14 protein-coding genes and 1 pseudogene are annotated in these 17,242 nt (G+C 31.5%); 12 read left to right on the top strand and 3 right to left on the bottom strand.

The features are described from left to right. Nucleotides 1–9: 9 nt before the first annotated feature. The 3 genes from AB8U03_RS14075 (at nt 10) to AB8U03_RS14065 (ending at nt 4,497) form a co-directional block, all read left to right on the top strand. Entirely contained in the window at nt 10–1,242 is a 1,233-nt protein-coding gene (locus tag AB8U03_RS14075; RefSeq protein ID WP_369705194.1) for a multidrug effflux MFS transporter, read from the top strand. A gap of 580 nt (nt 1,243–1,822) precedes the next feature. Continuing rightward, on the top strand, nt 1,823–2,950 hold the full coding sequence (locus AB8U03_RS14070) for a betaine/proline/choline family ABC transporter ATP-binding protein (protein ID WP_369705193.1): 1,128 nt from the start codon (nt 1,823–1,825) through the stop codon (nt 2,948–2,950). After that, on the top strand, nt 2,950–4,497 hold the full coding sequence (locus AB8U03_RS14065) for an ABC transporter permease/substrate-binding protein (RefSeq protein ID WP_369705192.1): 1,548 nt from the start codon (nt 2,950–2,952) through the stop codon (nt 4,495–4,497). The genes AB8U03_RS14070 and AB8U03_RS14065 overlap by 1 nt, the downstream gene beginning before the upstream one ends. A 231-nt stretch (nt 4,498–4,728) precedes the next feature. Here AB8U03_RS14065 and AB8U03_RS14060 read toward each other — a convergent pair whose 3' ends face one another. Continuing rightward, a complete protein-coding gene (locus tag AB8U03_RS14060) occupies nt 4,729–5,364 on the bottom strand; it encodes a flavodoxin family protein (RefSeq protein WP_369705191.1) in 636 nt (211 codons plus the stop codon). A 161-nt stretch (nt 5,365–5,525) separates the two neighbouring features. Between AB8U03_RS14060 and AB8U03_RS14055 the strand changes: the two genes are divergently transcribed. The 4 genes from AB8U03_RS14055 to AB8U03_RS14040 all read left to right on the top strand — a co-directional run bounded on the left by AB8U03_RS14055 (nt 5,526) and on the right by AB8U03_RS14040 (nt 10,727). Beyond that, nucleotides 5,526–7,016: a spore germination protein gene (locus AB8U03_RS14055; protein WP_369705190.1), complete on the top strand. Its 1,491-nt coding sequence runs from the start codon at nt 5,526–5,528 to the stop codon at nt 7,014–7,016. Continuing rightward, a complete protein-coding gene (locus AB8U03_RS14050; RefSeq protein ID WP_369705189.1) occupies nt 7,000–8,091 on the top strand; it encodes a GerAB/ArcD/ProY family transporter in 1,092 nt (363 codons plus the stop codon). Before AB8U03_RS14055 ends, AB8U03_RS14050 begins: the two co-directional genes overlap by 17 nt. Then, nucleotides 8,084–9,214, top strand: coding sequence for a Ger(x)C family spore germination protein (locus tag AB8U03_RS14045; RefSeq protein ID WP_369705188.1), 1,131 nt, complete (start codon nt 8,084–8,086; stop codon nt 9,212–9,214). Before AB8U03_RS14050 ends, AB8U03_RS14045 begins: the two co-directional genes overlap by 8 nt. Nucleotides 9,215–9,281: 67 nt before the next feature. Further along, entirely contained in the window at nt 9,282–10,727 is a 1,446-nt protein-coding gene (locus tag AB8U03_RS14040; RefSeq protein WP_369705187.1) for a DEAD/DEAH box helicase, read from the top strand. Nucleotides 10,728–10,806: 79 nt separating this feature from the next. On the opposite strand, the gene AB8U03_RS14035 is transcribed toward AB8U03_RS14040, so the two are convergent. Beyond that, nucleotides 10,807–11,928, bottom strand: a complete 1,122-nt coding sequence (locus AB8U03_RS14035; protein ID WP_369705186.1) for a THUMP domain-containing class I SAM-dependent RNA methyltransferase — start codon at nt 11,926–11,928, stop codon at nt 10,807–10,809. A 173-nt stretch (nt 11,929–12,101) separates the two neighbouring features. Between AB8U03_RS14035 and AB8U03_RS14030 the strand changes: the two genes are divergently transcribed. The 3 genes from AB8U03_RS14030 to AB8U03_RS14020 all read left to right on the top strand — a co-directional run bounded on the left by AB8U03_RS14030 (nt 12,102) and on the right by AB8U03_RS14020 (nt 14,785). Further along, nucleotides 12,102–13,127, top strand: coding sequence for an aldo/keto reductase (locus AB8U03_RS14030; RefSeq protein WP_369705185.1), 1,026 nt, complete (start codon nt 12,102–12,104; stop codon nt 13,125–13,127). A gap of 255 nt (nt 13,128–13,382) precedes the next feature. Next, nucleotides 13,383–14,087: a CAP domain-containing protein gene (locus AB8U03_RS14025; RefSeq protein ID WP_369705184.1), complete on the top strand. Its 705-nt coding sequence runs from the start codon at nt 13,383–13,385 to the stop codon at nt 14,085–14,087. 164 nt (nt 14,088–14,251) lie between these two features. After that, on the top strand, nt 14,252–14,785 hold the full coding sequence (locus tag AB8U03_RS14020; RefSeq protein WP_369705183.1) for a nitroreductase family protein: 534 nt from the start codon (nt 14,252–14,254) through the stop codon (nt 14,783–14,785). A 117-nt stretch (nt 14,786–14,902) separates the two neighbouring features. Here the strand turns inward: AB8U03_RS14020 and AB8U03_RS14015 are convergent, their stop codons facing one another. Further along, nucleotides 14,903–15,193, bottom strand: coding sequence for a DUF503 domain-containing protein (locus tag AB8U03_RS14015; protein WP_369705182.1), 291 nt, complete (start codon nt 15,191–15,193; stop codon nt 14,903–14,905). A 196-nt stretch (nt 15,194–15,389) separates the two neighbouring features. On the opposite strand from AB8U03_RS14015, the gene AB8U03_RS14010 reads away from it, so the two are divergent. Continuing rightward, on the top strand, nt 15,390–16,319 hold the full coding sequence (locus tag AB8U03_RS14010) for a CsxC family protein (RefSeq protein WP_369705181.1): 930 nt from the start codon (nt 15,390–15,392) through the stop codon (nt 16,317–16,319). Nucleotides 16,320–16,595: 276 nt separating this feature from the next. Continuing rightward, nucleotides 16,596–17,242: pseudogene (locus AB8U03_RS14005) on the top strand (hypothetical protein); the annotation flags it as partial.

Raw genomic sequence — 17,242 nt, 5'->3', positions numbered from 1 at the left:
AGGTAAAAAATGAATCAAAAAAAATATAAAACTGCACAATTGATAAACGGTCAGAAGTATTTAAAAGATAAAGGCCTTATTGCTTTTATAACATTAATGAATATGTTTATTCCGCTCTCTATGGACTTGTATTTACCAGCTTTGCCTAAAATGAGTTCATATTTTGGAACTAATACTTCAATAACCAATTTGACGTTGAGTGCTTTTTTCTTTTTTTATGCAGTAGGTATTTTAATCTGGGGACCTATAAGCGATAAGTATGGACGCAAACCTGTTCTTATTATAGGAAGTATTATATATATGATAAGCAGTATTTTTTGTGCCTTATCTTCAAGTATTTATTTCCTTATTTTGGCGAGAATAACACAAGGAATTGGTGCTGGTGGCATCACATCTATCTCAATTGCTATAATCAAAGACTACTTTTCAGGGAAAAAAAGAGAAACTATATTGGCAATAGTGCAATCAATGTCAGGTATAGCACCTATGATTGCACCTATTATGGGAGCTTTTATTTTAAAGGTTTTCAATTGGAGAGGCACTTTCTGGATCTTGGCAGCAGTCAGTGCTGTAAATTTATTATTGGCACTTCTATATAAAGAAACCTTAAAAAATGATGAAAGATACACAGGAACATTGTCAGGAGCCATAAGACGTTTGTTTGTGGTTGGGAAAAATAAAGGTTTCATCATCCCGACACTTATATTTTCACTGAGTTCACTGCCTTTCATGGGATACATTGCCATATCATCCTACATATATGTGGACTATTTCAGACTTACCGAGCAAGCTTACAGCTATTTTTTTGCTGCAAATGCCTTAGTATCCATTATGGGGCCTGTAATATACGTGAAGTATTTAAGCACATTAAAGAAAAATACTTTTGCCATGGTCTGTTTCTTGTTAAGTGTTTTAAGCGGAATTCTGGTAATGATCATTGGAAGGTTGTCTCCGGTGTTTTTTGTATTGTCATTTATGATAACTTCTCTTATGGGCACTGCAATTCGGCCATTCAGTACCAACGTTCTCCTTGATCAGCAAAAGGGAGACACAGGTTCAGCTTCTTCATTAATCAATACATTGTTTACTGTATTCGGCAGTATGGGAATGTCCATAGCCTCCATACCCTGTGGGAACATAGTTATAGAACTTGGATGTTTAATAACAATTTTTTCATGCGCAGCGCTCATAGGCTGGTATGTATTTATGAGATCAAATATACCCTGCATTGGAGTAAAATAAGAAAGTTCCCAAATCATGTGATATAGCGACATATTGAAATTTATCTTTTGGTTTATTTTATATTTTAATATACATAATATTAATAATGTATATTAAAATATTTCTACAGCTTTTTACAAATTTCATGGGTTTGTATATTTCGATAATTAATATTCTGGAAAATAAAAATATAAAATTTATGTTAATATAATGTAAATTTTTATTTAAATTGCAAAAAAATTTTAAATTTATAAAAATCTGCTTTAAGGTCTCTAATAAAGGGCATGAGTGCAGCTATTATTTTATAAAAATGTCCTCTTTTTTTACAAAATTTTTCTTTATTTGTGCTTTTCGCAAGTTTACCCATTTGATATATAAGGTATTTTTATGTTAACATTAAAAGTAATAACATCAAATTAGTCAAATTATTAAATATATAAAATTATTTGATAATTAAATATAATTATCAGGTAGCTTATTAAAATTAGTATGCTACAGCTTTTAAAATCAATTCTTATATATATCTATAGAATTTCTAAATTTCAGTAATTTGCATTCCACAAATAGTGAAAATCGTATTTAATGAAACGGAGGATGATTTATGATAGAGTTTAAAGATGTAAATAAATCTTTTAAAAACAAAGCAGTATTGAACAATATAAATTTAAAGATCCATAAAGGCGAATTAGCAGTAATCATTGGTCCAAGCGGATGTGGGAAAACAACCACTTTAAAAATGATAAACAAACTCATAACACCCACTTCTGGCGATATCTTTGTGAATAGTAAAAACATAAAGGAGGAAGATACTATAAACCTTAGAAGAAATATCGGATATGTAATTCAACAAACCGGCCTTTTTCCCCATATGACCATACGGGAAAATATAACATTGATACCAAGGCTTCAAAAATGGTCTGAAAATAAGATAGAACATAGAACTGTTGAACTTTTAGACATGATTGGCATGAATGCAAAAGATTTTTTAGACAGATATCCCAATGAACTCAGCGGCGGCCAGCAGCAGAGAGTGGGAGTAGCAAGAGCATTTGCCATGAATTCAGATATAGTGCTTATGGATGAACCTTTTAGTGCTCTTGATCCTATAAGCAGAAACCAGCTTCAAGATGAGTTATTCAGTCTCCAGCAACAGTTAAAAAAGACTATAGTATTTGTAACCCATGATATGGATGAGGCAATAAAGCTGGGAGATAGAATATGCATAATGAAAGATGGGAATATACTTCAATTTGATACTCCTGAGAAAATATTAAAAAATCCATCTCATGGCTTTGTAGAAGAATTTATAGGTAAAAATAGGATTTGGAATAAACCAGAGTTCATAAAAGCAAAGGACATAATGATAACCAACCCGGTAATGACCAATTCAGAGAGGACTATAGTTCAAGCAGTAGAGATAATGAGGGCAAATAAAGTAGACAGCCTTATGATAGTAGATAAAAATTTAACACTTCTTGGAATAGTAACCTTTAAAGATATAAGAAAAAGTATGGATAAAACACTGAGATTAAAAAATATAATGGAAAAAGATGTATTTACCGTATCTGAAGAAGATAGCATAGTTGATGTACTTCAGGAGATAAGTGATAATAGAATAGGCTATGTACCTGTCTTAAATAGCAAAAGTAAACTGGTGGGACTTATTACAAGAAGTAGTCTTATAACAGTGTTAAGTACTCAATTTTTGAATGATGAGGAGGGTATTTAATGACTTCGATTATAGAATTCTGCAATTTTTTGGCAAGCAGATCAGATCAAATATTACAGCTTTTTTTGCAGCACATTGAATTGACTTTATTGTCAGTTGCTATAGCCATATTAATAGGAGTACCTTTAGGAATACTTATAGAAAATAAAAAGAAATTATCTTCAACTGTAATAGGCATCGCAAATGTAGTACAGGCAATTCCAAGTTTAGCTCTTTTAGGATTTTTAATTCCCATTCTAGGTATTGGAAGTAAACCGGCCATCGTAATGGTGATTTTATATTCACTGCTTCCAATTATAAAAAATACCTATACTGGACTTATAGGTATAGATCCCAATATTATAGAATCTGCTGAGGGAATGGGGATGACAGAATCACAGATTTTGAAAATCGTGAAATTGCCCCTTGCTCTCCCTGTAATAATGGCAGGTATAAGAATCTCGGCAGTTACAGCAGTTGGACTGATGACCATAGCTGCATTTATAGGAGCCGGTGGCCTGGGATACATGGTATTTACAGGAGTCCAAAGTGTTAATAATAATATGATACTTGCAGGAGCAATACCAGCATGTATATTGGCACTCGCTATAGATTTTTTAATCGGTAAAATTGAAAAATCAGCAACTAAAAGAAAAAAGAAGAAAATATCATTAAAATATAAAAGATCAATTGCTGCCGTACTTTGTATCGTAATAGCTGCTGGTTCAATATTTTATTATAATAATTCAAAAAATAAAATAGTAGTTGGAGGAAAGAACTATACAGAGCAAATCATATTAGTAGACATGGTGGGAGAACTTATTGAAAAGAATAGTAATATAAAAGTGGATTACAAGCCCAATTTAGGTGGGACAAATGTAGTACTCAGTGCCATGAAATCGGGAAATGTAGATGTAAGTGTAGAATATACAGGTACCGGGCTCATGGATGTAATGAAACATGGTTTAATTCAGGATCCCAATAAAGTATACAGTACAGTTAAAGATTACTATGCTAAGAACCTTGGGATAAAATGGCTTGGCCCTATTGGATTCAATAATACTTATACACTGGCCGTATCTCAAAATACTGCTAGTAAATATAATTTAAATACCATATCTGATCTTGCAAAGGTAAGTAATGATTTAAGACTAAGTTGTACCATGGAATTTAATTCAGGAAGATCAGATACGTTAAAACCTCTTCAAGATGTATATGGTATTAATTTTAAAGAAATTAATAGTGTGGATGGAGGACTTAGATATACTGCACTAAATCAAAATAAAGCAGACGTAATTGATGCTTTTTCTACAGATGGACTGCTTAAGCAATTTAACTTAAAAGTCTTAAAAGATGACAAAAAAATATTTCCACCCTATTATGCTGTACCTATAGTGAGAGAGGAAACTTTAAGGAAACATCCTGAACTTGAAGGAATTTTAAATAAATTGAGTGGAAAAATAAATGATGAAACCATGATGGAATTGAATTATAAAGTTGATAGTCTGGGACAAAAACCAGAGACAGTTGCTGATCAGTTTTTGAGAGATCAAAATTTGATAAAATAAGAATTAATATATCTTCAACTTATAGAAATATCTATTTTTATAAATATTTCTATAAGTTTTATTTTTAACTCATTTTCTGTTTGTCTTATGGCTTCATCCATTCTCCATTTGTATTTACCTTTGCAGTATAGGCATTTCCGCCATAAGCTTGAATAAGTTTTCTAAAATTCCAAATTAGTTACTATCACCACAAATAAATTTGTGAAGCATTTTCATAAATATTTTTAAATCCTATCTTATAAAATTCATAAATATTTTATCTTCTATTTGATTTTCCTTTATATGATCTTTTGCAAAATCAATGCTCTTCATCAACCAGGCCATATTTTTGCCTAAGACACTCATAATTTGCATTCCCTCTTTATCTTGGACTGCCTCTCCCGGATTTGTTCCATAAACTACATTCCAATAATTTGACGTAGGCATTACCATTTCTGAATAGTTGATGTAATTATTCAATTGCCCAAATGCAGGAACACCACCGGCTCTTCTCACTGCAACTACGCTGGCCCCTACTTTGTGCCTGAGCATGCCATTATTTACAGATGTTACAAGAAATGCACGATCCAAAAATGATTTCATAGTTCCTGCTATGGCTGAATAATGTACTGGGGAAGCTAAAATAATACCATCCGCTTCTTTCATTTTTTGAATCCAGTCATTAACTTCATCATTTTCTATAACACATCTTTCATTCATATTTTTACTGCATCCACCACAGGCCAAACATCCACGTATTACCTTATTTCCTACATGAACAACCTCTACTTCTATGTTTTCTTTTTTTAATTCCGCCGCCACAGCTTTTATTGCCTCATAAGTATTTCCATTTTTTTTAGGACTTCCATTAAAAGCAACTACTTTCATAATATACGCCTCCTCATAAATTCCTTATTTTATAATTTTCTCTTTCAAGTGTTATTATATAACTCAATAATTTTATTAACAAGTATGTCCTTATTATATCTGTTACATAAAAGTATAAATAATATATTCAAATCTGGCTATACTAAAATTGGTGATATTTTATGGATAAAAATAATAAAGTTTTTAAAGATATACTGACATCAGACTATGAACAGAACATTTCAAAAATAGAACAGATGTTAACTGATTGCCCAGATATAGTAAGGACAAAAGTATACTCAAATATGGATAGTGAAGGTTGTTTTTTCTATGTCCAAGGGCTCGTGGATGTGGATCTTATTCAGAGAGACTTTATTAATCCCGTAATCAATTTAAAAGATTCCAATTATAATCAATTTAATTTTCTCTATAATACAATACCTGTAGGCAGTATTAATTATCCTGTGAATATTTATGATATAGTAAATGAAATAATGTTAGGCAATACGGTGTTTATAAGTAAAGCCCTTGAATTTGCTGTATCCTGCTCTTTAAAAAAATTCAATAAAAGAGCTATTAGCGAGCCTGAGATAGAAAAAAATGTAAGAGGCTCTCATGATGGTTTCATTGAAGATCTAAATACAAATATCTCCATATTAAGAATGAGAATAAAAAATCCAAATCTTAAATTTAAAATATTCAGGATTGGTGCCTCCACAAATCAGTCCATAGCAATAGCCTATATTCAGAATATAGCAAATGATGTTCTGCTGCAGACATTATGTGAAAAAATAAGCACTGTGGATTATGATGGTTTTATTGGAATAGGATCTATTGAAGAGATGATTATAGATCATCCTTATTCTATTTTCCCACAATACAATATTACTGAAAGGCCAGACAAAATCACTGCGGATTTACTGGAAGGAAAGTTTGCAATAATTTTAGAAAGCACACCAACCGTACTTATAGCACCAGTTAATTTTTACTCCTTCCTCCAGGCACCTGATGATTATAATGTACCCTGGTTTTCCGGTTCCTTTCTCAGACTTTTAAGAATGAGCTGTCTATTTATAGCTATATTTCTTCCAGGTCTTTATATAGCTATAATTGCATATAACTACTATATAATTCCAGTGGGTTTGCTTGTAAATATAGCTCAGTCAAGATCCCGAGTTCCTTTTCCACCTATAATCGAAGCTACTGTTATGGAAATATTTGTTGAAATATTAAGAGAAGCAGCTATCAGGCTTCCAACATATATAGGTTCAATAGTAGGAGTAGTAAGTGGGCTTATTATAGGGCAATCTGCAGTAGAAGCTGGCATTGTGAGTAGTCAGATGGTAATTGCAGTTGCATTGACCATGATAGCAACATTTACAATACCAATGTACGATATGGGCATTGCACTTAGAATTACCAGATTTTTAGTAATGATAGCTGCAGCTGTATTCGGAATGGTAGGTATAATGATATCAATTTTACTTCTTATAGCTCATCTTGTAGTACTTGAATCATTGGGTCAGCCTTATCTTCAACCTATAGAACCCTTAAAGCTAAGGGAACTTAAAGATACCAACATGAGAGCTTCCATAAAACATCTAAAAAGAAGACCTGATATTGCAAAGCCAAAGGATAAATGGAGAGGTCATAAAAATGAAGAAGAAAAATAGCAATAATATAACCTGCAGACAATTGATTAATTTTTTATTGTCTGCCCAGATAGGTGTAAAGTTACTTCAGACTCCAAACGTTTTGGCTCAAAAAAGCGGTCATGATGGATGGATACCTGTAATTATAGTAGGTATCCTTGTAGCTGTTTCCCTAATATTTATTATTATGCTGCTTGAAAAATGTAAAAATAGCTCAATATATGATATCAGTAATTATCTTTATGGTAAATATATAGGTACACTTTTCAATATCCTTATTTTTCTATATTTATGGTTTGCTGCCTGTTTAAATTTAAGGCTGTTTGCTGAAACACTTAAAATAAATTACTTAAGATTTACTCCAAGCATTGTATTGACTTTTTTTATAATATCACCTACTTTTTATTTATGTATGTATGGTTTTAAAGCAATAGCTAGATTTTCTTTTATTATATGGTTTTTTTTAGTAATTACTTATACTTTATTATTATTTTCTATAAATTCCTGTGATATAAAAATTTTGATGCCCATAGGAGAAAGCGGCTTTTCTGGAATTTTAGGTGGAATGGGGGAGTGTTATTATATATTTCTAGGTTTTGAAATTATAGTAATTATCTATCCATTCATCACCGATAAGGAGAAAATTATAAAATATTCCTTAATAACTCAAAGTATTGTCATTACATTTTTTTTATCAATTGTCCTTATATGTACAACTTTTTTTGGTGAAAATCAGCTGCAAAAAATGGTTTTTCCCTTAATCAGATTATCACGGACCTATACTGTTCCTATATTTGAAAGAATTGATCTGCTATATATTTCCTCATGGATTCCCGTTATGGTTATGTCCGTAAGCTCATACTTTTTCCCTGCTTACTATAGTATACAAAAACTTTTTAAAATAAAAAGGAAAATACCTTCTCTCATATTATTTACAGTAGCAACTGTCTTAATTAGCAGAATTCCCAAAAATCATTACGAGATTTATAAATATACTCACATTATAATAATATATGGAGCTATATTTTTGGCATTTGTTATATTATGTCATTTTTTTTCTTCTGTGAAAAAGGAAGGAGTTAAAACAAGTGAATAAATCAATTCATAAGCCTATAATTATTGTAACATTTATAATAACTGCCATGATATTTTCCGGGTGTTGGGATCAACATCCTTTTGAAAGAATTGGTTTTATAACATTGTTAGGAATAGAAGAATCCAAAGATATTTCCGGAATGAAAATTACTACCATAAGTCCCGTAACAGATCCCGAAACAAAAAGTCGAAGTGAAATACTTACCACCACATCCAGTCTGATTCGATCATCTAGAGAAGAATTAAGAAGAAAGTCTTCTAAATCCATGGAAGCAGGTAAGACTCAAGTGGTACTTTATTCTAAAGAAATTGCTGAAAAAGAAAAAATATATAAAATAAATGAGATCCTTGAAAGAGATCCTACCGACTCTATAATTGCATGGTTAATAGTGGTAGATGGAAGCACTGAGGGATTTTTAAGGGAGATTGAAAAATTATCTGATAAACAAAGACCTTCTATATATTTAACACAGCTTCTTGAAAGAAATACTCAAAGTGGTTATACACCTGAAACTAGAGTTAATAAATTTGATACTATTAGTTTCAGAGAAGGTGTTGATAATATTGCACCTCTTGTAAAGATGGAGAAAGATGGAGTTGTCATTGAGGGAACAGCTCTATTTTCAAAAGATAAGATGGTTGGTAGTTTAACTCCAAAAAATACTTCATTATTAATGACTATGATGGGAAGTTTAAAACACACAGAATATCAATTCAACTCCCTGTATTTATCAGAAAATGATTTACGGTCAAAGCACGGGATTTCCATCGGATTCAACAAGTGTAAAAGAAAAATAAAAGTAAAAATCATAGACAATAGACCTGTAGTAGATATCTCTTTAAAACTATCAGCTAGCATTGATGAATATGAAACTGATAATCTTGATGAGAGCGGAAACCTAGAAAATTTAAACTTAAAAATGCAGGAGGAGTTAAATAAAGACTGCAGGAATGTAATCAATTATTTACAGGAAATAAATAGTGACCCAATTGGAATAGGCAATATAGTGAGAGCAAAATATAATAGCTATTGGAAGAAAAATGATTGGTCAAGAGTATATAGGGATTCTGTAATAAATGTAGATGTCCAACTTGAAACTACCCAGTATGGTGTACTCCAATAAGTTTTCCTATACATTATGAATATATAATAGTATTATAGTATTATTAAAACATAAGGGGTCAAATAATATGGATAAATTAAGCTTTAATGATTTTGGACTAGATTCAGACATATTGGAATCAATAAAAAAATTAGGATATGAAAATCCATCCGAGGTTCAGGAAAAAGTTATCCCACTCATTTTAAAAAATAAAGATATTATAATAAAATCTGAAACCGGCAGCGGAAAAACTGCAGCTTTTGCCATACCAATTTGTGAGAAAATAGAATTAGAGGAAAAACTGCCTCAGGTACTGGTGCTCACTCCTACAAGAGAACTTGCTCTTCAGACAATGGAGGACTTCTCAAATATAGGAAAATTCAAGAGGATAAACTGCACCGCTGTATTTGGCAAAGAACCTATAACAGTTCAAATAAGAGCACTTAAACAGAGAGTTCATGTTGTAGTTGGAACTCCTGGAAGAATAATGGATCATATAAAGAGAAATACTTTAAATCTTAAAAAAATAAGATATTTAGTTATAGATGAAGCAGATGAGATGCTGGATATGGGATTCATAGATCAAGTTAAACTTATAATAGATGCTCTTCCCAAAAATAGACTGACTCTTCTTTTTTCTGCAACTATACCTCAGGAAATGCTGGAATTATTTAATAATTATATGAATAATCCAATTAATATAAACATTAAATCTAAAAATTCTGCAGTAAGCAGAATCAGGCAACTATACTATGAAGTTGAAGCACCTGAAAAATTTGATCTGCTAAATAAAATAATATATACTGAGAAACCTGATAGTGTTATGATATTTTGCAGGACTAAAAAAAATGTAGATGACTTAGTATTACAGATGAAAGATAAAGGCTATCCATGTGACGGCCTACATGGCGGAATGCTTCAATCTAAGAGAATTGATGTAACTAAAAGATTTAAAAGAGGAGAGTTCATTTTCCTGGTATGTACGGATATAGCAGCCCGTGGAATAGATGTTGAAAATATAACGCATATCATAAATTATGACATACCTATGGAAAAAGAAAGCTATATTCATAGAATCGGAAGAACAGGCCGGGCAGGAAATAGAGGAATTGCTATAACATTTGTTACTCCTAAAGAATATAGATTTTTAGAAAAAATAGGTGAGTTTTTTAATCTGAACATTGAAAAAGGTAAAATTCCATCAAGAGAAGAAGTTGAAACAGGTAAAAAATCATTCAATGAAAAATTAAAAACCGGACCAAAAATAAAAAATGACAGCTCCAGATATATAAACAAAGATATGACCAAAATATATATAAGTGCAGGGAAAAAGAAAAAAATAAGACCCGGAGACATAGCTGGAACTATATCAAGTATAAAGGGAGTAAATCCTGATGACGTAGGCATAATAGACATAGAGGATAATTTTTCCTATGTAAACATTCTATCCGGTAAAGGTGATATAGTTCTTAAGTCACTTCAAAATAAAACTATAAAAGGTAAAACAATAAGAGCTGAAAAAGCAATGAAATAAATTTGAGCACCTGGCATTTAACTGAAGGGATCTTGCCAATCCCTCCTGGTTATTTTAGAACTCCCTCTGAATCCAGGAATCACTTGATACCATTAAAATACTGATAATAATAGCATTTTAATCTGCCATTATAAAGTTTTCTGTTCTTATCAGACTTTTTTCCAAAATGCTCTTCAAATTTGTCATGAGCCGTTATTATGAAATAATTCCAGTCTTTAAGCTCTGAAAATACCTTGCCCATGTCCTCATACAGTTTTTCAGCTTCCTCCCTTTCTCCAAGTCTTTCTCCATAAGGTGGATTGCTTATTATAAATCCACAACTCTTCTTTGAGCTGAACTTCTGTACCGGTATTTTTTGAAATGCTATATAATCTTGTACCCCTGCCTTTTCGGCATTGTTCATGGCAGTTCTAATTACTCTTCCATCTATATCCGACGCCAAAATTCTGAATTCATTATTATTTATAGAGTTTAAAGCGAATTTTCTCAAATCTCTCCATAAATCCTGGGGAATTATATTCCACTGTTCTGAAACAAAACTTCTATTTAGTCCTGGAGCTATGTTCTTCCCTATTAATGCAGCCTCAATGGCAATGGTTCCAGAACCGCACATTGGATCTGCAAGCACCCTGGAAGGCTCCCACTTGCTTAACAGTACCATAGCTGCCGCTAAGGTTTCCTTTATAGGTGCTTCCCCTGAATTCTTCCTGTACCCTCTTTTATGCAATCCCTCACCGGATGTATCCACCGTCAATGTAACAACATCTTTTAAAATGCCAACTTCTATTTTATACTCGGCTCCAGTTTCCTCGAACCTTTCTATATTATATTTATTTTTCATGGATTCAACTACGGCTTTTTTAACTATGGACTGACAGTCAGGTACACTGTGCAGCTTTGATTTTATAGATTTTCCCGTCACATGCATAAATGCATCCTCAGGCATTAGGCTTCCCCACTCCACAGAAAGTGTACCTTGAAAAAGCTCCTCAAAGCTCTCTGCATTGAATTCCGCCATTCTTATAAGAACCCTGTCTGCAGTTCTGAGCCATAGATTACAAGTAACTATATCCATTTCATCTCCCTGAAATATGACTCTTCCATTTTCAATCTTTAAATCCTCATATCCAAGATCTTTAAGTTCTCTGGCAACTATGGATTCCAATCCAAATGTTGATGTTGCAATTAATGTATACTCCATTTTGTCCTCCTACATACTTTGAAATATTCATATTCTTTTTATCTAATCTAATAATTATAATACATAAATTAAAAATATAAAATAATATAAATACATTATATTTTATGTTACCAGCTGCCTGATTTTAGTATATAATTAAATATACAATTATAAGAATACTCGGAGGTGTTATTATGGATAAAATAAGATTGGGAAGAACAAATTTGATGGTGACAAGAAGCGGTTTTGGTGCTTTACCCATACAAAGAGTTTCCTTTGAAGAAGCTAAAAAGATTCTACGTAAAGCCTATGACAATGGAATAAACTTTTTTGATACTGCAAGAATGTATTCCGATAGTGAAGAAAAAATAGGCTATTCTCTTGCAGATGTGCGAAAAGATATTATAATATCTACTAAAAGTCATGCAAAAGATAAAAAAACCTTACTGAAACATTTAGAGACAAGTCTAAAAAATTTAAAAACAGATTATGTAGATATTATCCAGTTACATAATCCTGATGAACTACCTGATCCTGAAGATCCTGAAGGACTTTATGCTGGTCTTCTGGAAGCTAAAAAACGAGGTATGACCCGCTTTTTAGGAATTACAAATCATAGAATAGATAATGCTATAGAGGCTGCAAACTCTGAGCTATACGATACCATCCAGTTTCCTCTAAGCTCCTTATCTGCAGACAATGATTTAAAACTCATAACAGAATGCAAAAAAAGAGATATTGGAGTCATTGCAATGAAAGCTCTTTCAGGAGGACTTATAACCAATGCTGCATCCACATTTGCATTTTTAAGGCAGTTCAATAACGTTGTACCCATATGGGGTATACAAAGGGAATCTGAATTAGATGAATTTATTGCCCTTGAGAAAAAGCCACCAGTACTGGATGAATCCATGTGGGCCATTATAAACAAGGATCGTTCTGAATTAGCTGGAGATTTCTGCCGTGGCTGCGGATATTGCCTTCCATGTCCTGCTGGAATTGATATTCCTACCTCTGCAAGAATAACTCTGCTCTTGGGAAGATCTCCCTACAAAGATTTCATGAAAGATGATTTCAAAGAAAAAATGGAGCTAATAAATAATTGTATAGAATGTGGACACTGTAAAAATCATTGCCCATATAAACTAGATACTCCAAATCTTTTAAAAAGAGAGCTTGGAAACTATAAAAAATTTTATGCTGAGCATAAAAATGACTGATTAGGAACATCTTTCTAAATTTATATTTAAATTTATGTTTATATTGAAATATGAGCCTTTATTACCAGAATGTTTTGAGAATTTTTTGAAATGTTTTTACTGCATTTACAAAATAGTGACATGTTGTTCATATTTATTATTTATACTCTAAAATAAGTTTTTTAATATATAAAAAGCTACACTGAAATTATATTAAATTCTACATATTAATTTAGTATAATTTCTTACAAATCAAAACTTTTGGGGGTTCATTTTATGAATAAAAGAATTAAGTCAATAATTGCAGCGCTAGTTATTGCTGGAACTATACCAACTATTGTACCTAATATAGCAAAGGCGGCCGGAACTACCTGCCCTACTTCAGTAAATCAACAGACGTTGTTAAAAGATATTGCAGCTAAATATCCTCAGCTTAAAGACTTAAAAATTGTTACTTCAAAAAAGACAGTTGTAAACAACAATACATGTGCCGCCAAATCATCGGCAAATACTACAAAGCCTGCAGCTAGTACAAAATCTAATACTACGCCTGCAAAACCAGCACAAAATAGTGGACAAACTTCTACTATAAGTGCAGAAGCAAATGAAGTAATAAAATTAGTTAATGTGGAGAGAAGTAAAAATGGACTAGCTCCACTTAAGGCCAATGCTGAATTATCTAAAGTGGCAACATTGAAGGCCCAGGATATGATTGATAAAAACTATTTCAACCATACTTCACCTACTTATGGTTCACCTTTTGATATGATGAAAAAATTTGGTATCAGCTATATAGCTGCAGGTGAAAACATAGCATATGGCCAGAAAACTCCTGCTGAAGTAATGAATGCATGGATGAATTCTTCAGGTCATAGAGCAAACATATTAAATTCTAATTTTACAGAAATTGGAGTTGGAGTTGCTAAAGATAAAAATGGAACTCCATATTGGGTTCAGATGTTTATAAATCCTGGTAAATAACTACATTTAAATATTAATATTAAGTAAAGCTGAGAATATATACTTTATTCTCAGCTTTACTTGTAATTAAAAATCCAATTTTAAATGTTTTTTATTCTTAATTAATATATATTTTCTCCTATTTTAGTGGTAAAATTAATAAAAATGTATAGGAGGTATAAAAATTGGTAGAATTATTGAGGAAAAGAAGGAGCATCAGAAAATACACCCCACGCAAAGTTCAAAAGGAAAAAATCATTAAAATAATTCAAGCTGGATTACTTTCCCCTTCTTCAAAAAACTCCAAGCCTTGGGAATTTATAATAGTTGAAGATAAAGATAAATTAGAAAAACTCTCTTTTACAAAAGCAGGAGCAGCTTTTTTAAAAAATGCAGATTTAGGAATAGTTGTCCTTGGAAATTCTGAGCTAAGTGATGTTTGGATTGAAGATGCCTCTATAGCATCTGCTTTAATGCATATAACAGCTGAATCTGAAGGATTGGGATCATGCTGGATTCAAGTTAGAAATAGAAAATACAATGATAATATAACATCTGAAGATTATGTACGTCAGATCCTAAACATACCTTCAAATATAAATGTATTATCCATGATTTCAGTAGGATATGCTGCTAAAATTCCATCCCCTGCAGATCTTGAAAAGCTTGAATATAGGAAAGTATATCTTGACAGTTATGCTAATAAATATTCTTTCTAATAATACAGCAATATATTTAATTATTTAAACAGCTATTGTCTGAAAAACAAGCACTGCTGGCACCCCCACTTTACGAAGCTGGGGATGTTAGCAATGATAAACTTCGGATAAAATAATCTAAATATTTCTAATGTCTTCTTTTTGAATATCAATTATTTCTGCATCAGTATTACATTCTGTAAAATTTATAACATTCTCCATTGTGGAATCCAATTGTGCCGAACTTCCACATATGCCTGCAATACCTATTACTATCATTTGATGAATATCTTGTTTATCCACTTCAGCTACTGATATGTTAAACTTGTTTTTCAATTTTTGAATTATACTTTTTACAACCATTCTCTTTTCTTTCAATGAATGCACCCACGTTGCTCTCAAGGTAATTTTCATAAGCAGTACTTTCATATATTTTCATTCCTCTTCTCTTAAAAATCAAATCTATATTATATATATTTTGAATTATTATATCAAAACAAATCCTCCTTATCAATTAAGTCCTGTAACAAAAAACATAAGCCTGAATAATATATATTAGAACCTGACAGAATTAACATTCACTAAATTATATTTTTGTTAGATAAAAAGGAGGATAACATTATTTATGAATGATATATATGAATCAACACAAAAAAATGACGTTTATGCAGATGATAATCCTGATAATTTAGCTTGTACTGAAGATACTAATGGATCTTGTGCAGCTGTTACAGCTAAAACTGAAGGTATGTGTGATCAAGTTCATGTAAAGCCTAATGTAATTCCGCATGGAGATGCATTTGTTAAAATTCCAGTTATACTAGCAGAAACAAATATAACGATTCCAGTTGAAGCTACAATCACATTAGACAGAGAGGCCATAGAGATAAAACGTATTAAAAAGAATGTATATTTAACCCAATGCCACCTTATCCCATTCTCTCAGGATAAGAAGTCTGGTACTGGTATATTATATATATCCGGTTTTGTGAGAAAAAATATTGAATATGCAACAGAAAGATGTATAAGCAATGACAGAAAAAATATATGTGGAGATATAAGGCACTGTACAGTTAAAGTACCTTTTAATTGTACTACTAGAGTTACTTTCTTTAGGGAACCTTTCTTCTGTAATAATCCTAATCCGCAAGAATTACAATACTTTACAGATAATCTTAGAAGCTGCGATGTTTGTGCAGATCCTGTAATTGGACGTGATCCTTGCGATCAAAATTTCACTACTACAGAAATATTTAATGAAAAACCTTTCTGTGAATTAGTAAAGACATGTATTACTGAAGTTGATATTCATAAATATCCAACTTCAATAAATAATAAATTCTGTGAAAATCCTACGGAGCAAGAATTCCGTAAATTCACTGAAAAAATAGTAATAGATTTAACTTTGAAAGTATTACAAAAACAACAAGTAAGAATTGATTCACTGGGCAGACCTAAAAAAGCGCCTGAAAAATATGCTATTCCTGCTCCTAAATGTCCTTCATGCGAACCATCTAAATCAGATGATCCATGGCCTAAAGAAAAAGATTGTTAAGCCTAGAAATTTAATAATATCTTTTAATATAAACTAATTTTATACACTGAAGATCCAAAACTTGCTTAAGATAGGTTTTGGATCTGTTTTTAGAAGAAGATAAATATTTGTGCATACCTAATTGCTCTTCTATTTATTGTATTACTCAATTTACTATACCACTTAATTTTATAAAAGATATTATTGATCCAAAAGGACCTATAGCTAAATCGATTTATAAATAATTATATCTTTCAAGTACTTCAATTTACAATATTTTTAAGGAGCGAATAAATTATGGGGAGAAGACACCATTCAAGAAAATATGATAAAGATCATCCTGAAAAAAATTATTATGATGATAGACATAATAGAAAACATAATGAAAAACGTCATAAAAGACTCCATGGCGAAGAACATCGTGAAAAAACACATGATGAACATAACGGAAAACATAATGAAAACCGCCATAAAAGATACCCTGACGAAGAATATGATAAAAAAGAGCATGACGATAATAGACATAATAGGAAACATGATAAAAATCACCATAAAAGACACCCTGACAAAAAACATGTTAAAAGAGAACATGATGATAGACATAATAGAAAATATGATAAAAACCGCCACAAAGGGCATCGTCATCATTCGGAAAAATATTGTTATAAAGAATCTTTAACACCTGAGCATGATAAAATTGTAGAGTATACTGATCCATATAAAAGTTATTGTGACGATCAAAACCAACGATATATAAAATATAATATTTCACAAAATAAGAACTATACTTCCTTAGAAAATACTGATATAGAAAATAGCACTCTGAAAAATTATTATTTAGAAGACATCACCTCAGAAAATAATACTTCGGAAGATACTGATTCAGAAGACATCACCTCAGAAAATAATACTTTGGAAGGTACTGACTCAGAAGACACCGTCTT

Source organism: Clostridium moutaii (assembly GCF_041205085.1).
In the GTDB taxonomy this organism is placed as follows: domain Bacteria; phylum Bacillota; class Clostridia; order Clostridiales; family Clostridiaceae; genus Clostridium_B; species Clostridium_B moutaii.
The sequence above is the reverse complement of the archived record's forward strand: the minus strand, read 5'-3'. Positions and strand labels throughout refer to the sequence as shown.

Excerpts from the sequence above, each read along its gene's own strand:
- AB8U03_RS14070 (WP_369705193.1), top strand. The coding sequence starts at position 1,823 with ATGATAGAGTTTAAAGATGTAAATAAATCTTTTAAAAACAAAGCAGTA.
- AB8U03_RS14030 (WP_369705185.1), top strand. The coding sequence starts at position 12,102 with ATGGATAAAATAAGATTGGGAAGAACAAATTTGATGGTGACAAGAAGC.
- AB8U03_RS14050 (WP_369705189.1), top strand. The coding sequence starts at position 7,000 with ATGAAGAAGAAAAATAGCAATAATATAACCTGCAGACAATTGATTAAT.
- AB8U03_RS14065 (WP_369705192.1), top strand. The coding sequence starts at position 2,950 with ATGACTTCGATTATAGAATTCTGCAATTTTTTGGCAAGCAGATCAGAT.
- AB8U03_RS14055 (WP_369705190.1), top strand. The coding sequence starts at position 5,526 with ATGGATAAAAATAATAAAGTTTTTAAAGATATACTGACATCAGACTAT.
- AB8U03_RS14040 (WP_369705187.1), top strand. The coding sequence starts at position 9,282 with ATGGATAAATTAAGCTTTAATGATTTTGGACTAGATTCAGACATATTG.
- AB8U03_RS14060 (WP_369705191.1), bottom strand. The coding sequence starts at position 5,364 with ATGAAAGTAGTTGCTTTTAATGGAAGTCCTAAAAAAAATGGAAATACT.
- AB8U03_RS14075 (WP_369705194.1), top strand. The coding sequence starts at position 10 with ATGAATCAAAAAAAATATAAAACTGCACAATTGATAAACGGTCAGAAG.
- AB8U03_RS14015 (WP_369705182.1), bottom strand. The coding sequence starts at position 15,193 with ATGAAAGTACTGCTTATGAAAATTACCTTGAGAGCAACGTGGGTGCAT.
- AB8U03_RS14035 (WP_369705186.1), bottom strand. The coding sequence starts at position 11,928 with ATGGAGTATACATTAATTGCAACATCAACATTTGGATTGGAATCCATA.
- AB8U03_RS14025 (WP_369705184.1), top strand. The coding sequence starts at position 13,383 with ATGAATAAAAGAATTAAGTCAATAATTGCAGCGCTAGTTATTGCTGGA.
- AB8U03_RS14010 (WP_369705181.1), top strand. The coding sequence starts at position 15,390 with ATGAATGATATATATGAATCAACACAAAAAAATGACGTTTATGCAGAT.